Source organism: Flavobacterium sp. B330r (assembly GCF_056824325.1).
This window is the reverse complement of record NZ_CP124860.1, coordinates 427040-447937: the sequence shown is the minus strand read 5'-3', so window position 1 is coordinate 447937 and position 20898 is coordinate 427040. Positions and strand designations below refer to the sequence as shown.

Genomic DNA, 20898 nt, shown 5'->3' with positions numbered 1-20898 from the left:
GAGATTAGAAAGAGATATCAACACCAACTGACCATGTTTTTGTGTAAGGATAAGCTCTTCCCCAGAAAACTTCTGTTTCGTCGATTTCAGGATCTACAGGAAGACGTTTGTCTGCCCAGGTCGCAATATTTTCACCAGAAGTATATAATCTTACTTTTTCTAATCCTGCTTTTTTTACAAGAGCTACTGGCAAATTATATCCGATAGTAAAGTTTTTTAGACGGAAATAAGACATGTCTAACAAATATCTTGTTGAAGTAACAAAGTTGTTCTGACCTTGAGTACCTGACCCAAAAGTATTTGCTTCGTTACCATAGTATGGATTTGGAAAATAAGCATCTGTGTTTTCTGGAGTCCAGTAATCTGCTTGGTTGGCGTACATTTGCTGAGGCGCACGGAAGAAAGGCAATACAGCATCTGAAGCAGCCCAGTAATCACGTTTTCCAACTCCTTGGAAGAAAGTAGAAATATCAAATCCGCGGAATTTACCCCCTAATGTGATACCGTATCTGTAACGAGGAGTAGAGTTACCAATTTTTTTCAAATCTCCATGATCATCTGCAGTTCCAGCTCCACGAGTAATAGCTCCATCACCATCTACGTCTACATAATGAACGTCTCCAGCTCCGTACTTAAAGTTTCCACCCATTGTTTTAGAGTAGTCAACACCATTTACCGTTTTTCCGTTATTAGTAATTACGTCATCAGCCTGTAAAAGTCTATCACTAGTTAATCCCCAGATTTGACCAATTTCATAACCATCATAGTAAGGTTTCGTATCTGGAGTAACTAAAGCTAATAATTTAGAAGAGTTGTTCCATTTTGTAATAACCGATTTAGAATCAGATAAAGCAAGATCAACAAAAACAGAAGCCGTTTCGCTTAAATTTTTATTAAAGTTTAATGAAAGCTCCCAACCTTGAGTTCTCATGTTTCCAGAGTTAGTTTGTGCAGAAGTCTGTCCAAATGAACCCGGAAGTGTTATACCAGGAGCAAGCATTCCTTTTGTATCACGCTGATACCAATCAAAAGAAGCACCCAGCATATCAAATATTTTAACATCGATACCCACATCTTTGGTCATTACTTTTTCCCAAGTTAATGCAGGGTCTACGTTTGTTGGTAAGTTTGTAGAAGGAGGAAGAGTAGCACCGCTATTTACCCAAGAAGGATTTTTAGCTGTCATGATCGATAAGAAAGCATTGTTTCCAACGTTTTGGTTACCGATTGATCCGATAGAACCACGCAATTTAAGATCGTTTAACCATCCGCGAGTTCCTTCCATAAATTTCTCGTTCACAATTTTGTATCCTACCGAAGCAGAAGGGAAGAATCCCCATTGTTCGTTGGTTGGGAATCTTGATGAACCGTCATAACGAGCATTTAATTCAACTAAATAAATTCCGTTGTAATCGTAATTCACACGACCAAAGAAACCAGCAATTGAGTATTCTGTTTCCGTCGGATTTAAATCTGTGTTTGCAGCTCCAGAAACAAATTGTTCTCCTACTGCAAGGTTAAATTCTGGTTTAGATTTGTCTAAAAGTGTATTTCTTCTTGCATAGTTGCGAGATAAATTTTGCCATTCTGAGTTGAAACCAGCTAAGAATTTGAAATTATGCTTGTCAAATTGTTTTTTATAGTTACCATAAATGTTTACCACATTTGTAGTTGACTCTTGTTTTGATTGTCCAACAAAATCATTTCCTGTTTCAAGAGTTGCAGGAGTAGCAGTTTGAATCGTAGTTGCATCGTATGGCATTGCAGACCAGCTGTCCCATGCTAAGAATTTACCACCATTTTGTTTTCTGTTGTAGTAATCGTTTACACTGCTAATTTCAGTGATAAGGTTTAAATCTTTTGTAATATCTGCTGTAAATCTAGCGCTTAACCTTGTATTACGTTTATTGTTTTCGTTTCTAGAAGCATTAGATAAATATCCTCCAGCTGTACGGAAATTGTATCCTCTGTAAGTTCCAAAATTTGGGAAATATTGCCCCCAACGAAGCGCATAACCAAAGTAACCTCCGTAACCTGTGTCATCGGTTCCAGAACCTCCATAATAGTTAAAAGGTTGATCATAAGAACTATTGATTGTCATTACTTTGAAATCTCCAGTAAGCCAATCTGCTAATTTTGTTGTAAAACCTAAGTTGATGTTGATTCTTTGTCTTTTTTCCTGATTTACTCTTAACATACCATCTTGGTTGGTCAATCCGAACGAAGCAAAGAATGAACTTTTATCACCTAAATTTCCTTGTGCAGAAACATTATGCGTTGTTTGTAACGCATTACTAGCATACAATTCTTTATTTGCATCCCAAACTCTGTAAAAATAAGGAACACCATTTTTTATTTCCCAATCTTCTCCATAAACCATTTCATTACTGGTACGATTGTTTGCGTATTTTGCTTTCCAATTTTTAATTCCGTCTAATAAAATGCTGTAGTTCTGACCAAAAATCTCTGGAGTAGAACCATCCGTTCTTGTTCCTGCAGCGATCAATCCTGGAATTTCTTCTGTTGGATCTAAGAATTTAAGTGTAGAAATCGGATTTACAAAAGCAGTATTTGCTGAATACGAAAATCTCACTTTTCCTTCACCCGTTTTTCCGCTTTTTGTAGTAATAAGAACAACACCAAACGCAGCACGAGCACCATAAATAGATGCAGAAGCAGCATCTTTAAGTACAGACATCGTTGCGATATCATTTGGGTTAATCAATGATAAGTCGGTAGGAACACCGTCTACTAATATTAAAGGATCGTCTGAACCATTAATTGTACCCGCTCCACGAATGTTGATTTTTGCGGCACGGTTAATATTTCCTGAGTTAAAATTAATGTTTACACCCGGAGTAGTACCTTGTAAAGCTTTACTAACATCAGTTAAAGGTCTGCTTCCAATTGTTTTAGCAACATCAATATTGGCAACAGCTCCTGTTAAGTTCGTTTTTTTCTGAGAAGCAAAACCTACAACAACAACTTCGTCTAGTTTCGAAGTGCTTTCTATAAGACCAACATTTATTTTCTGTTGGCTTTCCACTTTAATTGATTGAGTTTCATAACCCATATAACTAAAGCTTAGAGTTCGTCCCGGCGCTACAGAAATGCTGTAGTTTCCATCAAAGTCAGTGGTTGTGCCATTATTTGTTCCTTGAATAACGACGCTGACTCCTGGAATTGGAATTCCGTCTGCTTTGCTTTTTACTGTTCCAGTAACTGTTTTTGCTTGTCCAAATGCTGCTTGAATGCACAAAAACAACACTGAAATAAAGAGTAACTTTTTCATGATTAATCTGGTTTTTTATGGTTGTTGTTGAAGCAAATATATTTATTTATTGCATATAAATGCGTTATTTTGGATTTTTTTTCTAAAAATAATTTAAAAAACGCAAAATAACGCAATTTTTGATAAAAATAATTATTGATTTTGTTTTTAAAATCTTACTAATGCATGATTTTGCAGTTTTTGGGCTCTTTTCTGATATAGAATGAAATATTTGATATATTTGTGATGAATTTTAACTTTTATAAAAAAATGCTGAAAGCCGAGAGACATAAATACATAATGACTAAACTTATTGAAGACCAAAAAGTTGTTACAACAGATTTAGCTTTGGCTCTCGATTTGTCTGAAGATACCATAAGAAGAGATTTGAATGAATTGGATAGTAGAAAGCAGTTAGAGAAAGTATACGGCGGTGCTGTTCAAGTTAAAGAAAAACCTGCAAATGTATTTGATATTGCCATAACGGCAGAAGAACAGAAAAAGCAAATCGTAACAAAAGCATTGTCTCTTCTTCATGATGATCAGGTTATTATAATGAGTGGAGGAAGCACTAATTTGGTTTTTGCAAAGTTAATTCCGGCCGATTTGAAAGCTACAATATATACTTATAGTTTACCAATCGCCATGCAGTTGTCTCAGCATCCTAATATTGATTTGATTTTTATTGGCGGGAAAATGCAGAAAAACGCAATGGTAACAATAGGTATGGATGTAATTCAGGTGGTTTCTAAAATTAAAGCCGATATTTGTTTCATTGGTGCCAGCAGTATTAATATCAAACAAGGACTTACAGAAGTAGGTTACGAAATCTCAATTGTAAAAAAAGCAATGATAGAAGCTTCTGATAGAGTGGTTTCGATGTTTGCTTCAAATAAATTAAATACCAAAATGCCTCATGGTGTTTGCGATCTTACCCAGCTGGATACTATTGTAACAGAATTAGATCCAGAAGATGAAAAACTAGATGAATATAGAAAATCTGGAGTCTTTATCTTATAACTTTTAAACTTATTTAGTATAGTTTTTGCGTTTTGTTGCGTTATTTGAATTTTATTATGTTAAAAAACGCAAAATAATGTATTTGTATGCTTTTTGTATCTATATTTGTTAAAACTAATTTTATTAGTCAGATATATTTATGAAAATCATTCCTTCGTTTGCTCGCCATTTCTGTGCTGTATTTGAAGAAGTTAGAAGCTTCTAAATAGGAACTTTAATAAATATTGAATTCTAATAAAATTTAGAATGTATTGTTTTTGCCGAATAGCTTTTTAGCAAAACAGGAACAAAACATTTATTAAAGAACCAAAAGCAACAGAACCAATTAAATGTCCGATTCTCTCCAATTACAAGAATTAGAAACTTCACTAGAAGGAACTCTTTTTTATGATGACCTTCATAAAAAAATATATGCCACAGATGCCTCTGCTTATAGAATTATGCCTCTTGCCGTGGCCATTCCAAAATCAGAAAATGATATTGTAAATATTATTCGGTTTGCTTCCAAAAATAAAATTTCCATAACGCCCAGAACAGCAGGAACATCTTTGGCGGGACAGACTATTGGAAGCGGAATCATTGTAGACGTCTCAAAACATTTTAATAAAATTGTTTCTTTTGATCCTAAAAAGAAAACCATAACGGTTCAGCCTGGAGTAATTCGTGATGAACTGAATTTATATTTAAAACCGCACGGACTCTTTTTTGCTCCAACTACATCCACAACCAATAGATGCATGATTGGTGGAATGGTCGGAAACAATTCGTCGGGAACAACTTCAATTCGTTATGGTGTTACCCGAGATAAAATTGTAGAAATAAAAGCCGTTTTAAGTGACGGAACTACTGCAGTATTTAGAGATTTAACTTCGGATGAATTTATCGAGAAAACAAAAGGAGATTCTTTAGAAAATAAAATTTATAAAACGATTTACGACGAACTTTCGAACAAAGAAAATCAGGAAGAAATCTTAAAAGAATTTCCAAAACCAGAAATTCACAGACGAAATACCGGTTATGCAATTGATGTTCTACTGAAATCGAAACTTTTTTCGGGAACTGAAGATACCATCAATTTAGGAAAACTCCTTTGCGGAAGTGAAGGAACTTTGGCCTTTACAACAGAAGTCACTTTGAAAGTGGACGATTTGCCGCCAGTACACAATATTATGGTTGTGGCACATTTTCATACCATTCAAGAAAGTTTAGAAGCCGTTGTCACTGCCATGAAACATCATTTGTACACTTGCGAAATGATGGATGACACGATTTTAGATTGTACAAAAACCAATAGAGAACAGGCTAAAAACCGATTTTTTATTGTAGGCGAACCAAAAGCAGTGATTATGCTCGAAGTTGGATCGCACATTAGTATGGAAGATGCCGAATTGCAAGCCGATGCTTTAATTAAAGATCTTCAAATTAATGGTTTTGGATATGCCTTGCCAAAAATTTACGGAACCGATATTGACAAAGTAAACGAGGTAAGAAAAGCAGGTCTTGGACTTTTAGGAAGTATTGTGGGCGATGATAAAGCAGCCGATTCTATTGAAGATACAGCAGTAGAATTAAGTGATCTTCCCAATTACATTGCCGATTTTGCAGCGATGATGGAAAGACACGGACAAAGTGCCATTTATTATGCGCATGCTGGAGCGGGAGAGCTGCATTTGCGTCCGAAGATAAACTTGAAGACAAAAGAAGGATTGCATCAATTCAGAAATTTATCTACTGAAGTAGCGCATCTGGTAAAAAAATATAGAGGTTCGTTAAGCGGTGAACATGGCGACGGAATCTTAAGAGGCGAGTTTCTGCCTTTTATGATTGGCGATAAAAACTATGAACTGCTAAAACGAGTAAAAAAAGCATTTGATCCCAATACCATTTTGAATGTTGGGAAAATTGTAAATGCTTCTAAAATGGATGAGAACCTTCGTTTTGAAGCAGGAAGAGAAGAACCGGAAATAAAAACAATTCAGGATTTCTCAGATAGTTTGGGGGTTTTACGCGCCGCAGAAAAATGCAACGGTTCGGGCGATTGCAGAAAAATGCCATCAGCAGGCGGAACTTTATGTCCAAGTTATCGTGCTACAAGAAATGAAAAAGATACAACGCGTGCACGTGCCAACGCTTTACGAGAATATCTAACGAATTCGGAAAAAGAAAATAAATTCGATCACGAAGAATTGTATAAGGTTTTTGAATTGTGTGTAAGCTGTAAAGCCTGTGCCAGCGAATGTCCGAGTAACGTAGATGTAGCAACTTTAAAAGCTGAATTTTTATACCAATACCAAAAAGCAAACGGGTTTTCTTTCCGAAATAAAATCTTTGCTTTCAATTCAAAATTGAATGAATTGGGAAGTATTGTGCCATCCGTTACCAATTGGGCATCCAACCATTCTTTCGTTAAAAAGCGTATGGGAATTGCGCCTGAAAGACAAGTGCCGTTACTGGCTCCAAAGACATTTAGAAAATGGTACGAAAAGAACAAAAAACGTAACACAAACAGCTCTTTTGAGAATGGGAATGTTTATCTTTTTTGTGATGAATTTACCAATTATTATGATGTTTCAGTCGGAATCGATGCGTACGAACTTTTAACAGAATTAGGTTACAGGGTAATTGTAATTGATCATGAAGAAAGCGGAAGAGCTTTTATATCAAAAGGTTTTCTGGAAGAAGCACAGGAAATTGCCAATAAAAACATCAATACGTTTAAAAATATAATTTCTGAAAACACGCCTTTAATCGGAATTGAACCTTCGGCAATATTGACTTTTAGAGACGAATATATCCGATTGGCTGCAGATAAGGAAAGCGCGGAGAAATTAGCTAAAAATACCTTTACAGTCGAAGAGTTTTTCAAAAGAGAAATTGGAAACGGAAAAATTCACGAAGATCAGTTTTCTGAAAAAGAGAAAAATATCAAAATTCATGGGCATTGCCATCAAAAGTCATTGAGCAGCGTAGAAGCTTCTTTTGCGATGCTGAATATTCCAAAAAATAATACGGTTACGATTTATAATTCTGGCTGTTGCGGAATGGCGGGTTCATTTGGATATGAAAAAGAACATTACGAAATCAGTATGAAGATGGGAGAAGATACTTTGTTTCCGAAAATCAGGGCAACAGAGTTATCTACAGAAATTGCAGCCGCAGGAACCAGTTGCCGCCATCAGATTTTTGACGGAACGAGCAGAAAGGCCATGCATCCCGTAACTATTTTAAAAGATTGTTTGAAATAATTTTTTGTATTTTCCCAGTGCTTTTCAAAAATATTATTTTATAAAAACATCAATTATGAAAAAAACAATTTACACTTTCTTTCTTCTTTTTATAGCCTTTGCAGTCCAAGCGGCGAAGGTTGACACTTTGCAAGTTTTTAGTCCTTCGATGCAGAAGAACATTAAAACTTGTGTAGTAGTTCCGGACAATTATAAAAAGAGCAAGAAAGCATTTCCAGTTGTTTATCTGCTTCACGGCTATAGCGGAAATTATGCTTCATGGGCAAAAGATTTTAAAGAGCTGGGAAAACAAGTGGATCAATACGGATTTATAGTGGTTGGAGTAGACGGAAATTACTCAAGCTGGTATTTTGACAGTCCAATAGACCCGAGTTTTAAGTATGAAACTTATGTGGTAAAAGAACTGGTTCCGTTTATTGATAAACAGTACAGAACAATTGCAGACCGTAAAGCAAGAGCCATTTCAGGTTTAAGCATGGGTGGGCATGGTGCTTTGTATCTTTCATTTAAACATCAAGATGTATTTGGCGCGGCAGGAAGTATGAGCGGAGGGGTAGATTTTCGTCCGTTTCCTGAAAATTGGGATATCAAAAAACGATTAGGTCCAATTACCGAATTCCCAGAAAACTGGAATCAGAATACCGTGACCAATATGTTAGACTTGGTAAAAGACAATAAACTAAAACTGATTATTGACTGCGGAGTTGATGATTTCTTTATGAAAGTAAACAGAGAACTGCATGCAAAAATGCTGGATCTAAAAATAAATCACGATTATATCGAACGTCCAGGCGAACATAATCTTAAATACTGGGAGAATTCTTTAAAATATCAGCTTTTATTTTTTCATGATTTCTTCAACGAAAACATAAAAACAAAGTAATGTTAAGTGCATTGCGAACTACCGATAATTCGTAATGCATAAATTTTGGTTGGTTATCCTAACAGGTTTTCAAAACCTGTTAGGTATTTTTTGCCACAGATTAAAAGATTAAAAAAGATTTTTTTGTCAAAAATTAAATCTATTAAATCTGCTAAATCTGCGAGAGAAAATAACCGACAAAGAATAAAAAAAGAAAAAACTTTGCGCCTCTGCGCCTTTGCGAGATTAAAAAAAAAAGAAAATAAAACTTTTGCGAACATAGCGTAAACCACTGCGCTCTTTGCGGTTAAAATTTTCTGCCAAAAATATTATACTAACTACCTAAAATAATAATTTATGAAAAGCCTAAAAATTATGATTTTGGTATTGCTGATTCAGACCAAAATTTTCAGTCAGCAGTCTCCAAAAAGAGAAATGCGAGCCGCTTGGATTTCTACCGTAGAAAACATTGACTGGCCTTCTAAACCAGGATTATCAGACAAAGAAATGAAGAACGAAATGATTGCCATTTTGGATAATCTGCGTTCTTATAATATGAATACTGTAATTTTTCAAATTCGCCCAACTGCCGATACGTTTTACAAATCGACAAAAGAACCAGCATCACATTGGATAACAGGAACTCAAGGCGTTGCGCCAGGTTTTGATCCTTTGCAGATGATGATTGACGAAGCAGGAAAACGCGGAATGAACGTTCATGTGTGGCTTAATCCGTATCGTGTTCAGAAAGATACGGTAAGAGATGCGCTTTCAAAAAATCACCTATATTTTAAAAGACCAGACCTTTTCCTGACGTACGGAAAAACCAGATATTTTAATCCAGGTTTGCAAGAAACCAGAAATTTTGTTGCTTCTGTTGTAGGCGAGATTGTTCGTAAATACGATATTCAGGCCGTGCATATGGATGATTATTTTTATCCCTATAAAATTGAAGGGCAGGAATTTCCAGATGAAAAAGCATTCGCTAAAGAACCGCACCAGTTTAAAGACAAAGACGATTGGAGAAGAGACAATGTCGATTTAATCATCAAACAAATCAGAGATACTATTATTGCCAATAAACCTGCAGTCGAATTCGGAATTTCGCCATTTGGAGTTTGGAGAAATATTGCCAAAGATTCGCAAGGTTCTAATACAAAAGCAGGAGCAACCAATTATGATGACTTGTATGCGAATATCTTAAAATGGCAAAAAGAGAATTGGATCGATTATGTAACGCCTCAAATCTATTGGCACATTGGTTTTGACAGAGCTAATTTTGAAGTTCTAGCAAAATGGTGGGCAGAACACAAATATGGAGCAAATGTTTACGTGGGTCATGGCGATTACAAAATTTCAACTACTGCTAAAGAACCGGAATGGAGAAGTCCTGATCAAATTGTAAAGCAGATTGAAATGATTCGCAAAATGCCTCAAATTGATGGTTCAATGCATTTTACTGCTTCGACTTTCCTAAAAAAAGGAGATACGCTTAGAAATCCTCTTCTTCAAAAAGAATACAAATACATCGCTTTAACTCCAGAAGCAAACAGAATTACGAGATTAAAACCAGAACCGCCAACAAATGCAGTAATAGTTAAAAAAGGTGATAAAGCAGTTTTAACTTGGAAAGCGGCTTTCAATGACAAAAAATATGTGATTTACAGATTTCCAAAAGGAAAAATTACCGATTTCTCAAATCCTCAGAATATTTATTATGTGACAACGGCTCTAAAACTAGAAGTGCCAAACCCAGATTTGGAAAACTATGTTTATGCGCTCACCGCTTTGAGTCAGACTCAGACAGAAAGCAGTCCGATTGAATTTTCAACAAAATAAAATATAAAAAGAAATGAGAAAAAGTATTCTTCTATTAGCCGTATTTCTAAGTTCGCTTAGTTTTGTACAAGCCCAAAAATTAGACCTAATTCCGAAACCTGTATCCGTTCAGCAAAGTGCGGGAGAGTTTGTTTTGCCTTCGCCATTAAAAATTGTTGTAGACAAAAAACTTAAAAATAGCGCCGATTATATCACAGCTGGTTTTTCAAAAAATACAGGAATTGCCCCAATTGTTTCCATTGGAAAAAAACACGGAAAAAATACTATTTCATTTCTAGTAGATAAGAAATTGGATCTTCCAGATGAAGGTTATCAATTAGAAATAAATGAAAAAGGAATTTTCGTAAAAGGAAAAACGGATAAAGGTATTCTAAACGGATTTCAGACTTTACTGCAAATTTGTTCTGCAAAAGAAGTTAAAAAAGGAACTGTTCCGTTTGTGAAAATTGAAGATTATCCTCGTTTTGATTGGCGCGGAATGATGCTCGATTGTTCAAGACAATTTTTCGATAAACAAACCGTAAAAAATTATATCGACTGGTTGGCCGCTCATAAAATGAATGTTTTTCATTGGCATTTAACAGATGATAACGGTTGGAGAATCGAAATCAAATCATTGCCAGATTTAACTTTAAAAGGTGCTTGGAGAGGACCAGGAGAAGTTCTATTGCCGTCTTATGGTTCGGGAGATAAACGTTATGGCGGTTTTTATACACAAGAAGATATTAGAGAAGTCGTAGCTTATGCTGCAGATCGTGGTATTTCGGTTATGCCAGAGATTGAAATTCCGGGACATTCGCGTGCGGTAACGGCTTCATATCCAGAAGTGGGTTGTGCGATAACGCAGGAACTTAAAAGTGTTCAGGGAGAAGTAAAAAATGTTTGGTGTGTAGGGCGTGAAGAAAATTATGATCTTTTGGATTCAATAATCAAAGAAGTTTCTGGACTATTTCCTTTTGAATATATCCATATTGCGGGAGACGAAGTGAATCGTGCCAATTGGGAACATTGCCCAAAATGTCAAGCTTTAATGGCAAAAGAAGGATTTACAGATAGTTTTCAGCTTCAGAATTATTTCTTTAGAAGAGTTCAAACGATTGTCGATAAATACCATAAAAAAACAGATGGATGGAATGAAATTCTGAAAGGCGGAGAAATCAATCCAAATACTCTTATTTCTGCTTGGCAGGGAATTAGTTACGGAATTGAATCGGCTAAAAAAGGATACAAAACCATCATGATGCCAGGACAATTTACGTATTATGATATGGCACAATCTGAAACAGAACGCGGCCATCGATGGGCGGCAATTACCGATACAAAAAGAGCGTATTCTTTTGAACCAATTCCTGATGCCGATTTAACACCCGAAGAACAAAAAAATATAATTGGAGTTCAAGGTGCTCTGTGGAGCGAATATCTGGATCGCCCAGCAAGAATCATGGAATACCAAAGTTATCCGAGAATCAGTGCGTTGTCTGAAATTGGATGGTCTAAAAAAGAAGATAAAAACTGGGATGATTTTTATGGAAGATTAACCAATAGCCATTTAAAAAGATTGGCTGATATGGGAATTGCATTTAGAGATTTTCCCCCAACAGCTATTTATAAAAACGGAACGATTACTGTAGCACCACCTTATGAAGGTGCTATTGTACGATTTGATAAAGACGGAAATGAGCCAACAAGACAATCGGCTTTGTACACTGGACCAATTCAGACCAAAGATTACGAGCAGTATATGTTTAGAGTTTTTTTCAATGAAACGTCGGCAAGTCCAGCGGTAAAAGTGGAGAAATTGCCTGTTGCTACTTGGAATACATCTAAAGCAGAAGTTCTGACTATTTCTGAAAATATCTCAGAACATGTGGATAAAAAGGGCATTTGGTATCTGACTTTTAATCCGACAGATGATGGAGCAAACGGAACAATCAAAAATGTTTCGCTTTTTGAAAATGATAAATTAGTTCAGACTCACGCAGACGAAAAAGCTTTAAAATCAAAACCTCGATTGAGATTTCTAATTGAAAATTATAACGAAAAAAATATCTATAGATTAGATTTTACGGTTGAAAATAAAGAAGAGAAAAAGTCTGCTGCAAATGTAAAATTCAATTGTTCGCCTTATCAGGAACCAGAAGTAAAAGTGACTTCGTCGATGGCAGAAAATCCGAAGTTTCCAATTGCGAATCTGCAGGATTATAATGAAGAAACGTACTTGCGTACCGATGTTGCGTGTAAAGACGGCGATTGGATTTTGTATACTTTTACTAATCCTGTAACTTCTTCTAAAATTGATGTTTTAACTGGAATTCCGCATCATCCGAGATTTATCATTAACAACGGTTTTGTTGAGTTTTCATATAATGGAACTGATTTTATAAAAGGCGATAATTTCGATTACGGAAATGCATCCATTTATCCGAAACAGCCTGTAAAAGCAGTTAGAATTCAAATTACAGGAACCAATAATGAGCCTTTGATGGCGGGGCAGGACTTAAAAATTAATCCGTAGTACTATGAAAAATATTGGTGTCAAAATTATAATGGTTTCCTTGATTTTCTTGGGAATAAATGGTTATTCACAGAAAAAGGCAAAGCAATCTTTTGATGTAAAAAGAAATGAAGTTTACATCGATTCGATGATGACAAATGCTCTTGAAAAAGGTTTTTTTCCAGGAGCACAAATTATCGTAGGAACAGGAGATTTTAACTTGATTTACAAAAATTACGGTTATCACGATTATTCCAAAAAGCAATTGGTAAAATCAGATGACGTTTTTGATCTAGCTTCAATGTCTAAAGTTTTAGGCGCAACGCTAGTTACAATGCGTTTGGTTGGAGATGGAAAAATTAAATTGACAGACCAAGTTGGTCAAATTGTTCCGATGTACAAAAATACAGCAATTTCGGATTTGACGCTTTTTGAACTCTTAACGCATACTTCAGGATTAACGCCAAGTATTACTTTTTATCAAGCATTGCTTTCCACGCCAGATAATTCGCCTTTGCTGAGCAATCAAAAATCAGAGCAATATCCTGAGCAGTTTGACAATATGTACGTAAACAAAAACATTGTTTACGATTCTAAATATTTGGTTTTTGAACCAAAAGAAAATTGGGTTCAGATTTATAAAAATATGTGGCTGAATCCAGAATTTTATCCATCAGTTTATGAAAGGATTGCGAAGGCGAATACAAATCCGAGAGGGAAATATTTGTACAGCGATTTAAACTTGCTTTTGGTAAAGCAAATGATTGAAACCAAAACAGGCAAAAAACTTGATCAGTTCACAAATGAAATTTATACCGAATTGGGAATTTCAAAAATTGGATACAATCCGTTAAAATGGACTTCGATAGATAATGTCATGCCAACTGAAGTGGATAATTTTTTCAGAAAAGATACTATTAAAGGTTATGTGCACGATGAAGCAGCGGCAATTTTTGGCGGTGTTTCTGGAAATGCAGGTTTGTTCGCCAACGCAGAATCGATTGCCGTAATCTGCAAAATGCTCATGAACAACGGAAATTATAAAGGCAAACAGATTTTAAAAGCAAATGTTGTCAAAGAGTTTACCGATTCTCCGCTTGCGAAAGAAGGAATTTAGAGGTTTAGGTTTTGATAAAAGAAAACCAGACGAGTTTTTTACAAAAGACGATTTTGGACATACGGGTTTTACAGGAACTTTTTTCTTTATGAATAGAAATACCAATAGATTTTTAATTATTCTTACGAATCGAGTTAATCCAACAAGAACAAACCGATTAATGTACAAAGACGATTTTAGTGCTAAAATCTGGAGGCAAATTAATAATTAAAATTTAGCCCCAGATTAAAAAAATTAAAAAGATTTCTTGTTTCACGCAGATTTTACAGATTTAAACAGATCAAGACAGATTATAAGATTTAAACAAATCTGCTAGAATCTGCAAAATCTGCGTGAAAAACTAAGCACAGCCAAATAAAAAAATCCTTTTTAATTCTTTTATCCCGATAGCTATCGGGAGTGGCAAAAAAACATAAACATTATGAAAAATATAATAATCTGCATACTAATTTCAGCAGTTTCTTTTGCGCAGCAAATAAAAACCGGCGCTGAGAATTCTGAAAAATACTTGCCTTTATTGAAAGGCAAAACCGTAGGAATCGTTACCAATCAAACGGGAATTATCACTAAAGAAAAACACTTAGTCGATTTTTTAGTAGAACAAAAAGTAAAAATCAAAACCATTTTTGCACCAGAACACGGTTTTAGAGGAACGGCGGATGCGGGCGAACATGTATCTGACGAAATCGATTCTAAAACAGGGTTATCCATTACTTCATTATACGGAAAAAACAATAAACCAACACCAGAGCAATTAAAAGGAATCGATATTATGATTTTTGATTTGCAGGATGTTGGAACGCGATTATACACGTATGTTTCTACAATGCACCGCATTATGGAAGCTTGCGCTGAGAACAATGTTCCACTGATTGTACTGGATCGTCCCAATCCGAATATCGCGATTGTTGACGGTCCGGTTTTGGACATTGCTTTTAAAAGCGGTATCGGAATGCACCCAACGCCTTTATTGCACGGAATGACTTTGGGCGAAGAAGCAAAAATGATCAACGGACAGAAATGGCTGAAAGATGGAATTCAATGTAAATTGACCGTAATTCCGTGTTTAAATTATACTAGAAAAAGCACCTATAGTCTTCCCGTTAGGCCTTCGCCAAATTTACCAAACGATCAATCGATTAATTTATATGTGAGTTTATGTCTTTTTGAAGGAACCAATGTGAGCATGGGACGCGGAACCGAAAAGCAATTTCAGATTTATGGTTCACCTTATCTTCCTAAAAGTGATTTTGCTTTTACTCCAAAACCTAATTTTGGCGATAAAGATCCTTTGTATAAAGGCGTGGAATGTAACGGAGAAGATTTATCTGCAATTCCAAAAATAAACAGATTAGAAATAAAATGGTTAATTAAAGCCTATCAGACCACTTCTGATAAATCGAAGTTTTTTGATAAAAGAAAATTTGCCATTCGTGCTGGCAACGAAAAACTGCAACAGCAAATTGAAGCCGGAATTTCGGAAGAAGAAATTAGAAACAGCTGGAAAGAAGGTGTGGCAACATTTAAAAAAATGCGTGCTAAATATTTGATTTATAAGTAATATCTCTCAGATTTGCTTAGATTGTAGCAAAATAGATCATTTATTCATCCGGACTAGTTATAATTATAAAACTGGTATGCTTTATTGGTACGGTAAGAAACTACTTTTGCAAAAAAAATAGTAAACCAAAATGAAAAAGATCTATTTTGCTGTCTTTACAGTAATTTGTACCAATTTTTACGCACAGACAAAGAACGATTCCATCAACCAAATGGATGAAGTTATTATTAATGAAGGCCGTTTTAATACACCAATTTCTAAACAAAACAGAAATGTATATGTTATCTCGAGCGAAACCATTAAAAAACTGCCAGGAAGAACGTTGCAAGAAGTATTGCAATATGCAAACGGTGTAGACATCAGACAAAGAGGACCATTTGGAACTCAAGCCGACATTAGTGTTGACGGTGGAAGTTTTGAGCAAACCGTTGTTTTGCTAAACGGAGCAAAAGTAATCGACTCGCAAACTGCCCATAATATGTTGAATCTGCCTCTTCCGGTTGAAGCAATTGAAAGAATAGAAGTAGTTCGTGGTCCAGCTGCGAGAATTTACGGAATTAACAGTTTAACAGGAGCAATTAATATTATTACCAAAAAACCAACCGATTCTGGTTTTATGGTAAGCACTTATGCAAGTTCTAATTTCGAAAAAGATACGCAAGATACAGGCGATACTTTTTACGGAACAGGAATTCAGGCTGGAGCTGTTTTAGGCAAAGAAAAACAGCAGCATTTACTTTTTGCTTCGCATGATAAAAGCAACGGATACCGCTATAATACAGCATTCGAAAACAACAAAATTTTCTATCAAGGAAATGTTCAGATCAATGATAAAAACGAAATTTTAGGTTCTGCAGGTTATATCAATAACGGATTTGGTGCAAACGGATTTTACGCTGCGCCTGGAGATAAAAACTCAACCGAAATTGTTCAGACTACATTTGCCAACATTCAGTCCAATCATCAAATTACGGACAGTTGGAAAATTATGCCGAGAGTGACGTACAGATACAATTATGATGATTACCGTTATTTAGGAAACTCAAATTTGGCTGTTGGAAGAAGTCAGCACTATACGAATTCCATTGCGGGAGAATTGAACTCTACGGTTAAATTATCTAAAGGAGAAATTGGTTTTGGAGCGGAGTTTAGAAACGAAAACATTCACTCTTCAAACATTGGAGATCACGATCGTGAAAATGTTGGATTGTATGCAGAATACAGAACGAGTTTTACTGAAAAACTAGATGTAAATATCGGAACATATTTAAACTATAATTCCGATTACAAATGGCAGATTTATCCAGGAATCGATGCTAGTTATGCCATTACCGATGCATTTAAGATTATTGGTAATGTAGGAACAAGCCAAAGAATTCCTTCGTTTACCGATTTATACTTGAAACAGACGGGAAATATCGGAAATCCAGAATTAGATTCAGAAAACGCGTTTCAGAGCGAAATCGGGTTTAAGTACAACAAAAGAGCTTTGAGCTTTAATGCGAATTATTTCTACAGAAAAATAGACAACTATATCGACTGGATGCGTAATCTTACAACGCAGCCGTGGCAAAGTCAAAACACAGGAGATTTGAACACCAACGGTATCAATTTGCGTGGAACTTACAGATTCGATTTCTCTAAAGATTCTAGACTGAACATCCTTTTAGGATACACCTATTTAGATTCTGAATTTAAAACAGCGCGTACAGAAACGTATTCGAAGTATTCCATTTCTTCATTAAAACATCAAATCACCAACACGATAGATTATCAGTTTAAAAACTTATCTGTGATGTTTGCAACTCGTTTTAACGAAAGAATTACAGGACCTTCTTACTGGGTAAATGATTTTAGAGTAAGTCAGTCAATTAATAAATTCACCATTTTCTTAGATGGACAAAATATCTTTAATGCAACGTATTATGAAGTAGGAGCAGTGCCGCTGCCTTCTAGATGGTTTACATTGGGAGTGAAATTAGTTACTTTTTAAATTACTTGATTTAGGAAATTAGTTTTTTGTAAAAAAGCCTGTAAATATTACGTTTACAGGCTTTTTTTTATTAAAGGTTATTCTTCTTTAGCCAAAGATTGACATCATCAAACATCTGTTTATTTACGGTATGGCCTTCTTCGTAAGAATGAAAATTTGGATTTAAGTTTTTTGTTTTTAGAAAATCAGAAGCATCTAAGGCATATTGATAATTTAAAACGGCATCTTGTTTTCCGTGCGAAATGAAGATTTTAAGATTTTCAAGACGTTTTTCATCTGCCATAAACGGTTGTATTTCTGGTAAAAGTCTTCCGCTCATTACAGCAATTCCCTTTACTTTTTCTGGAGCAGTAAGCGCAACACTGTAACTCATAATTCCGCCTTGGCTAAATCCCATTAAATAAACTTCATCTGGATTAAAGTTGATTTCAGATTTTAAATCAGTAACAAAATCAATCAGCATTACTCTTGATTTTTCTGCTTGTTCAGCATTTATTTGAGGTTTTCCAGTAGAAAAATCTACCTGAAACCAAGCAAAACTATTTGGGCCGAAAGTTAGCGGGCCACGCGCAGAAACTACGACAAAGTTATCTGGCAATTCGGGAGCAAACGAAAAGAGATTTTGTTCGTTTCCGCCAACGCCATGAAGCAAAATCACCAAAGGCGGATTTGCCGTTTTTATTTTTGGTTCTCTAATTAAATAATGCAGTTTAGTTTTTTCTTTGGTTGAATTCATAATCGTAAAACTGAAAATTGATAAGGTAATAAGGACAGCAAATGCTATCCAAAAAGGCTTTTTTATACTCATGCTTTGTCTATTTTTACAGACATCATATTGAGTGATCCGGCAACAAGTTCGTCATTAAAAACAGTCGCTTTTTCGTCTTTTTCTTGAAGCGATAAAATGTACAATAATGGAAGATAATGTTCTGGTGTTGGAACCGCCAATTCAAATTCTCGTCCTTGTTTATCAAACTGAATAAGCGATTTATGGTCATTGTCCAAAATCATGCTTTTCATTTTTTCATTTGCAATATGCGCCCATTCGAAGGCATAACCAGGAACCATCATTTTGTCCCATGCCGCTAGACGCAAGTTGTGAACCGTATTTCCGCTTCCAACAATAAGAACACCTTTTCGGCGCAAGGCAGCCAATTCTTTCCCCAATTCATAATGATATGAGGCAGGTTGCGTATAATCAATACTCATTTCGATAACTGGAATATCGGCGTTTGGATAAAGAAATTTTACCACCGTCCAGCATCCGTGATCCAATCCCCAGCTATTGTCTAAACCAACCGAAGTTGAAGTAATCAGTTTTTGTGTTTCCAAAGCCAATTCGGGACTTCCAGGCGCAGGATATTGCACATCGAAAAGTGCCTGCGGAAAACCTCCAAAATCATGAATAGTGGGTGGTTTTTGCATCGCTGTTACAAAAGTTCCTTTGGTTTCCCAATGCGCCGAAATACAAAGTATGGCTCTTGGCTTTGGCAATGTTTTGGCTACTTGCTGAAAACCTTGCGTGAAATTATTATCTGCCAATGCATTCATGGGATTTCCGTGTCCAAGAAAAAGTACTGGCATTCGTTCTGTTGGGCCAAAAGTATCTACGGCCGTTTTGAGTGAGCTCAGTTTCATTGCTGCAGCTCCGATAGGTAAAATTGCCATGGTTTTTAGAAAATCTTTACGATTCATTTTTTATAATTAATTGCTTAAAAAGTATCTTTTATTTGTGATACAAAATTGCATTTAATTATAACCAAAGAGGTAACGATTTTCGGAAGAAAGGTTGTGTTTTTAAGAAAGAAGCTTCTTCATTTCTTCTCTAAATTCGGTTGGAGTCATTCCTGCTTTTCGTTTGAAAGCGTGCGTAAAATAGGTTTTTTCATTAAAACCGAGTTCATAACCTATTTCGGCAATGTTTTTATCGGTGGTCATTAATAAGTTTTTGGCTTCAGTCAATTTTCGGGTTTCAATAATTTCCGAAACGCTTTGCTGTAGAATATTCTGGCAGATATTATTTAAGTTGCGCGAAGTCATAAAGAGCTTTTCTGCATAGAAATTAACGTCTTTAGATTCTTTGTAATGCTCTTCTAGTAATCTCAGAAAGTTTTTAAACGTAGAACTTTGAATTTTTTTCGATTCATCATTATTCAAATTCAATTTGCGTCTTTCCGATTCAATAATAGTAAAAAGGGCGCTCAATAATTGTTTGATAACGGCAAGATCAGGAGCTTCTTGTTGGTATTCATCAAAAATAATTTTGCAGATCGTATCTAGTTTTTCAAAACACTGATTGCTCTGCAAACTAATATTTGCTTTGTCATGAAAGGAAGCATAAAGGCTAAAAGTAGTTTCGGCAATAAATTCACTTTTAAATCGTAAAACCCACATATCACAATTACCATCTTTTACAAGAGGTTTTGCGCGATGAATTTTTCCTTGAGTGACAAAACTGATAAAAGGCGCTTCGATTAATTTGGATTGAAAATCTATAAAATGTTCCAGCTGACCTTTATTTCCAATAATAAGTTCTTCAAAATCATGTGCATGAGGTTCGTTTACCGATTGCATAATTTTTTCAGATTCGGCAGTTGTAATTTTAAACATTTTGAAAATCTCAGTCATAGATCAATTTTATAGAATTTTAAAGGTAATTATTATTCTTAGAACATTCTGCTGAAGATAAAAAACAAAGAGGGAAAAAATAATTAAAGCCTTGAAATAGAATCATATAAATTTTATACAAAATCATGTAACAAATTTTCGAGCTATTTTTTTCAATTTTACGAGTCTATGAAAACAAAGTAATAATCATACTTTCAGTTTTTGATGGTATAAAAAGAATTAGAAATGGATACACGAGATGAAAAAAACGATTTATTCCAAGATGGAATTGATCGTACGCAAGAAACCAATTGGGATCCTATTTTAGGATATCAGATGTATTTTCCGAATGATGAAAATAAGCACGAACACCTAAACGAAACAGATTATCCTCTGCACCAGCAAAACACGGGAGATTGGGGAGATGATGCCGATTACGAAGAACTTAGGCATAAAAATAATTTAAATAGAGACATTGCTGAAAATGAAGCAACAAAAACAGACTAAAAATAGAAATAAAGAGCGGAAATTTTCTGCTCTTTTTTTTACTTATCGCAAATTATAAGAAATTAAAAAGTTTGTTATATAATAAGTTAATGAAATTGTGTAAAAAGCGCAAAGGCGGAAATGAGTATTTTTATAGTATTAAAGAAGAAAATATTTATTTAAAAATATTAGGATTATGAAAAGGCAAATAAAAATGAAACTTGCTTTCTTAATTCTTCTTACGGGACTAGCATTTTCTTGTAAAAAGAACGAAAGCACTACAATAGACTCATCCGAAAATGATTCTATTCAAAACACTATTGATACCGTTGGACCAGAAGTGGATACGATTAATATGGATACAACTGTAACAGTTAAAGCCGATACAATTACGAAATAATTA

The 20898-nt window shown here is 35.1% G+C and carries 16 protein-coding genes; 12 read left to right on the top strand and 4 right to left on the bottom strand.

Going from position 1 to position 20898, the window contains the following annotated elements; genetic code table 11:
- Window positions 1-4: 4 nt before the first annotated feature.
- On the bottom strand, window positions 5-3292 hold the full coding sequence (locus QLQ95_RS01985) for a SusC/RagA family TonB-linked outer membrane protein (RefSeq protein ID WP_320492207.1): 3288 nt from the start codon (window positions 3290-3292) through the stop codon (window positions 5-7).
- Window positions 3293-3517: 225 nt separating this feature from the next.
- Here QLQ95_RS01985 and QLQ95_RS01980 point away from each other — a divergent pair, with 225 nt between their 5' ends.
- The 10 genes from QLQ95_RS01980 to QLQ95_RS01935 all read left to right on the top strand — a co-directional run bounded on the left by QLQ95_RS01980 (window position 3518) and on the right by QLQ95_RS01935 (window position 17402).
- The gene (locus tag QLQ95_RS01980; RefSeq protein ID WP_320492206.1) at window positions 3518-4291 is read left to right on the top strand and encodes a DeoR/GlpR family DNA-binding transcription regulator; all 774 of its coding nucleotides are present in this window, start codon (window positions 3518-3520) and stop codon (window positions 4289-4291) included.
- A 329-nt stretch (window positions 4292-4620) separates the two neighbouring features.
- The gene (locus QLQ95_RS01975) at window positions 4621-7536 is read left to right on the top strand and encodes an FAD-binding and (Fe-S)-binding domain-containing protein (RefSeq protein WP_482502409.1); all 2916 of its coding nucleotides are present in this window, start codon (window positions 4621-4623) and stop codon (window positions 7534-7536) included.
- 55 nt (window positions 7537-7591) lie between these two features.
- Window positions 7592-8419: an alpha/beta hydrolase gene (locus QLQ95_RS01970; RefSeq protein ID WP_428237828.1), complete on the top strand. Its 828-nt coding sequence runs from the start codon at window positions 7592-7594 to the stop codon at window positions 8417-8419.
- Window positions 8420-8542: 123 nt separating this feature from the next.
- Window positions 8543-8686 (top strand): hypothetical protein, encoded by a 144-nt coding sequence (locus QLQ95_RS01965; protein ID WP_172426867.1) that lies wholly within the window; start codon window positions 8543-8545, stop codon window positions 8684-8686.
- 69 nt (window positions 8687-8755) lie between these two features.
- Window positions 8756-10237 carry a glycoside hydrolase family 10-like protein gene (locus QLQ95_RS01960; RefSeq protein ID WP_482502406.1) on the top strand — a complete coding sequence of 494 codons (1482 nt, stop codon included), beginning with the start codon at window positions 8756-8758 and terminating at the stop codon, window positions 10235-10237.
- A gap of 13 nt (window positions 10238-10250) precedes the next feature.
- Window positions 10251-12752, top strand: a complete 2502-nt coding sequence (locus QLQ95_RS01955) for a beta-N-acetylhexosaminidase (protein ID WP_482502404.1) — start codon at window positions 10251-10253, stop codon at window positions 12750-12752.
- A gap of 4 nt (window positions 12753-12756) precedes the next feature.
- Window positions 12757-13848 carry a serine hydrolase domain-containing protein gene (locus QLQ95_RS01950; RefSeq protein WP_482502402.1) on the top strand — a complete coding sequence of 364 codons (1092 nt, stop codon included), beginning with the start codon at window positions 12757-12759 and terminating at the stop codon, window positions 13846-13848.
- Window positions 13829-14059, top strand: coding sequence for a hypothetical protein (locus QLQ95_RS01945; RefSeq protein WP_482502400.1), 231 nt, complete (start codon window positions 13829-13831; stop codon window positions 14057-14059). The genes QLQ95_RS01950 and QLQ95_RS01945 overlap by 20 nt, the downstream gene beginning before the upstream one ends.
- Window positions 14060-14269: 210 nt before the next feature.
- Window positions 14270-15409, top strand: a complete 1140-nt coding sequence (locus QLQ95_RS01940; RefSeq protein WP_095928987.1) for an exo-beta-N-acetylmuramidase NamZ family protein — start codon at window positions 14270-14272, stop codon at window positions 15407-15409.
- Window positions 15410-15539: 130 nt separating this feature from the next.
- Entirely contained in the window at window positions 15540-17402 is a 1863-nt protein-coding gene (locus QLQ95_RS01935; RefSeq protein WP_320492201.1) for a TonB-dependent receptor plug domain-containing protein, read from the top strand.
- 70 nt (window positions 17403-17472) lie between these two features.
- Here the strand turns inward: QLQ95_RS01935 and QLQ95_RS01930 are convergent, their stop codons facing one another.
- The 3 genes from QLQ95_RS01930 to QLQ95_RS01920 form a co-directional block, all read right to left on the bottom strand.
- The gene (locus QLQ95_RS01930) at window positions 17473-18210 is read right to left on the bottom strand and encodes an alpha/beta hydrolase (RefSeq protein ID WP_095928985.1); all 738 of its coding nucleotides are present in this window, start codon (window positions 18208-18210) and stop codon (window positions 17473-17475) included.
- Entirely contained in the window at window positions 18207-19040 is an 834-nt protein-coding gene (gene ygiD / locus QLQ95_RS01925) for a 4,5-DOPA-extradiol-dioxygenase (RefSeq protein ID WP_482504052.1), read from the bottom strand. Before ygiD ends, QLQ95_RS01930 begins: the two co-directional genes overlap by 4 nt.
- A gap of 159 nt (window positions 19041-19199) precedes the next feature.
- Window positions 19200-20030, bottom strand: a complete 831-nt coding sequence (locus QLQ95_RS01920; RefSeq protein WP_482502398.1) for a helix-turn-helix domain-containing protein — start codon at window positions 20028-20030, stop codon at window positions 19200-19202.
- A gap of 225 nt (window positions 20031-20255) precedes the next feature.
- Between QLQ95_RS01920 and QLQ95_RS01915 the strand changes: the two genes are divergently transcribed.
- Both QLQ95_RS01915 and QLQ95_RS01910 read left to right on the top strand, forming a co-directional pair.
- Window positions 20256-20516 (top strand): hypothetical protein, encoded by a 261-nt coding sequence (locus QLQ95_RS01915; RefSeq protein WP_320492199.1) that lies wholly within the window; start codon window positions 20256-20258, stop codon window positions 20514-20516.
- A 175-nt stretch (window positions 20517-20691) separates the two neighbouring features.
- Window positions 20692-20895 (top strand): hypothetical protein, encoded by a 204-nt coding sequence (locus tag QLQ95_RS01910; protein ID WP_428237823.1) that lies wholly within the window; start codon window positions 20692-20694, stop codon window positions 20893-20895.
- Window positions 20896-20898 lie beyond the last annotated feature (3 nt).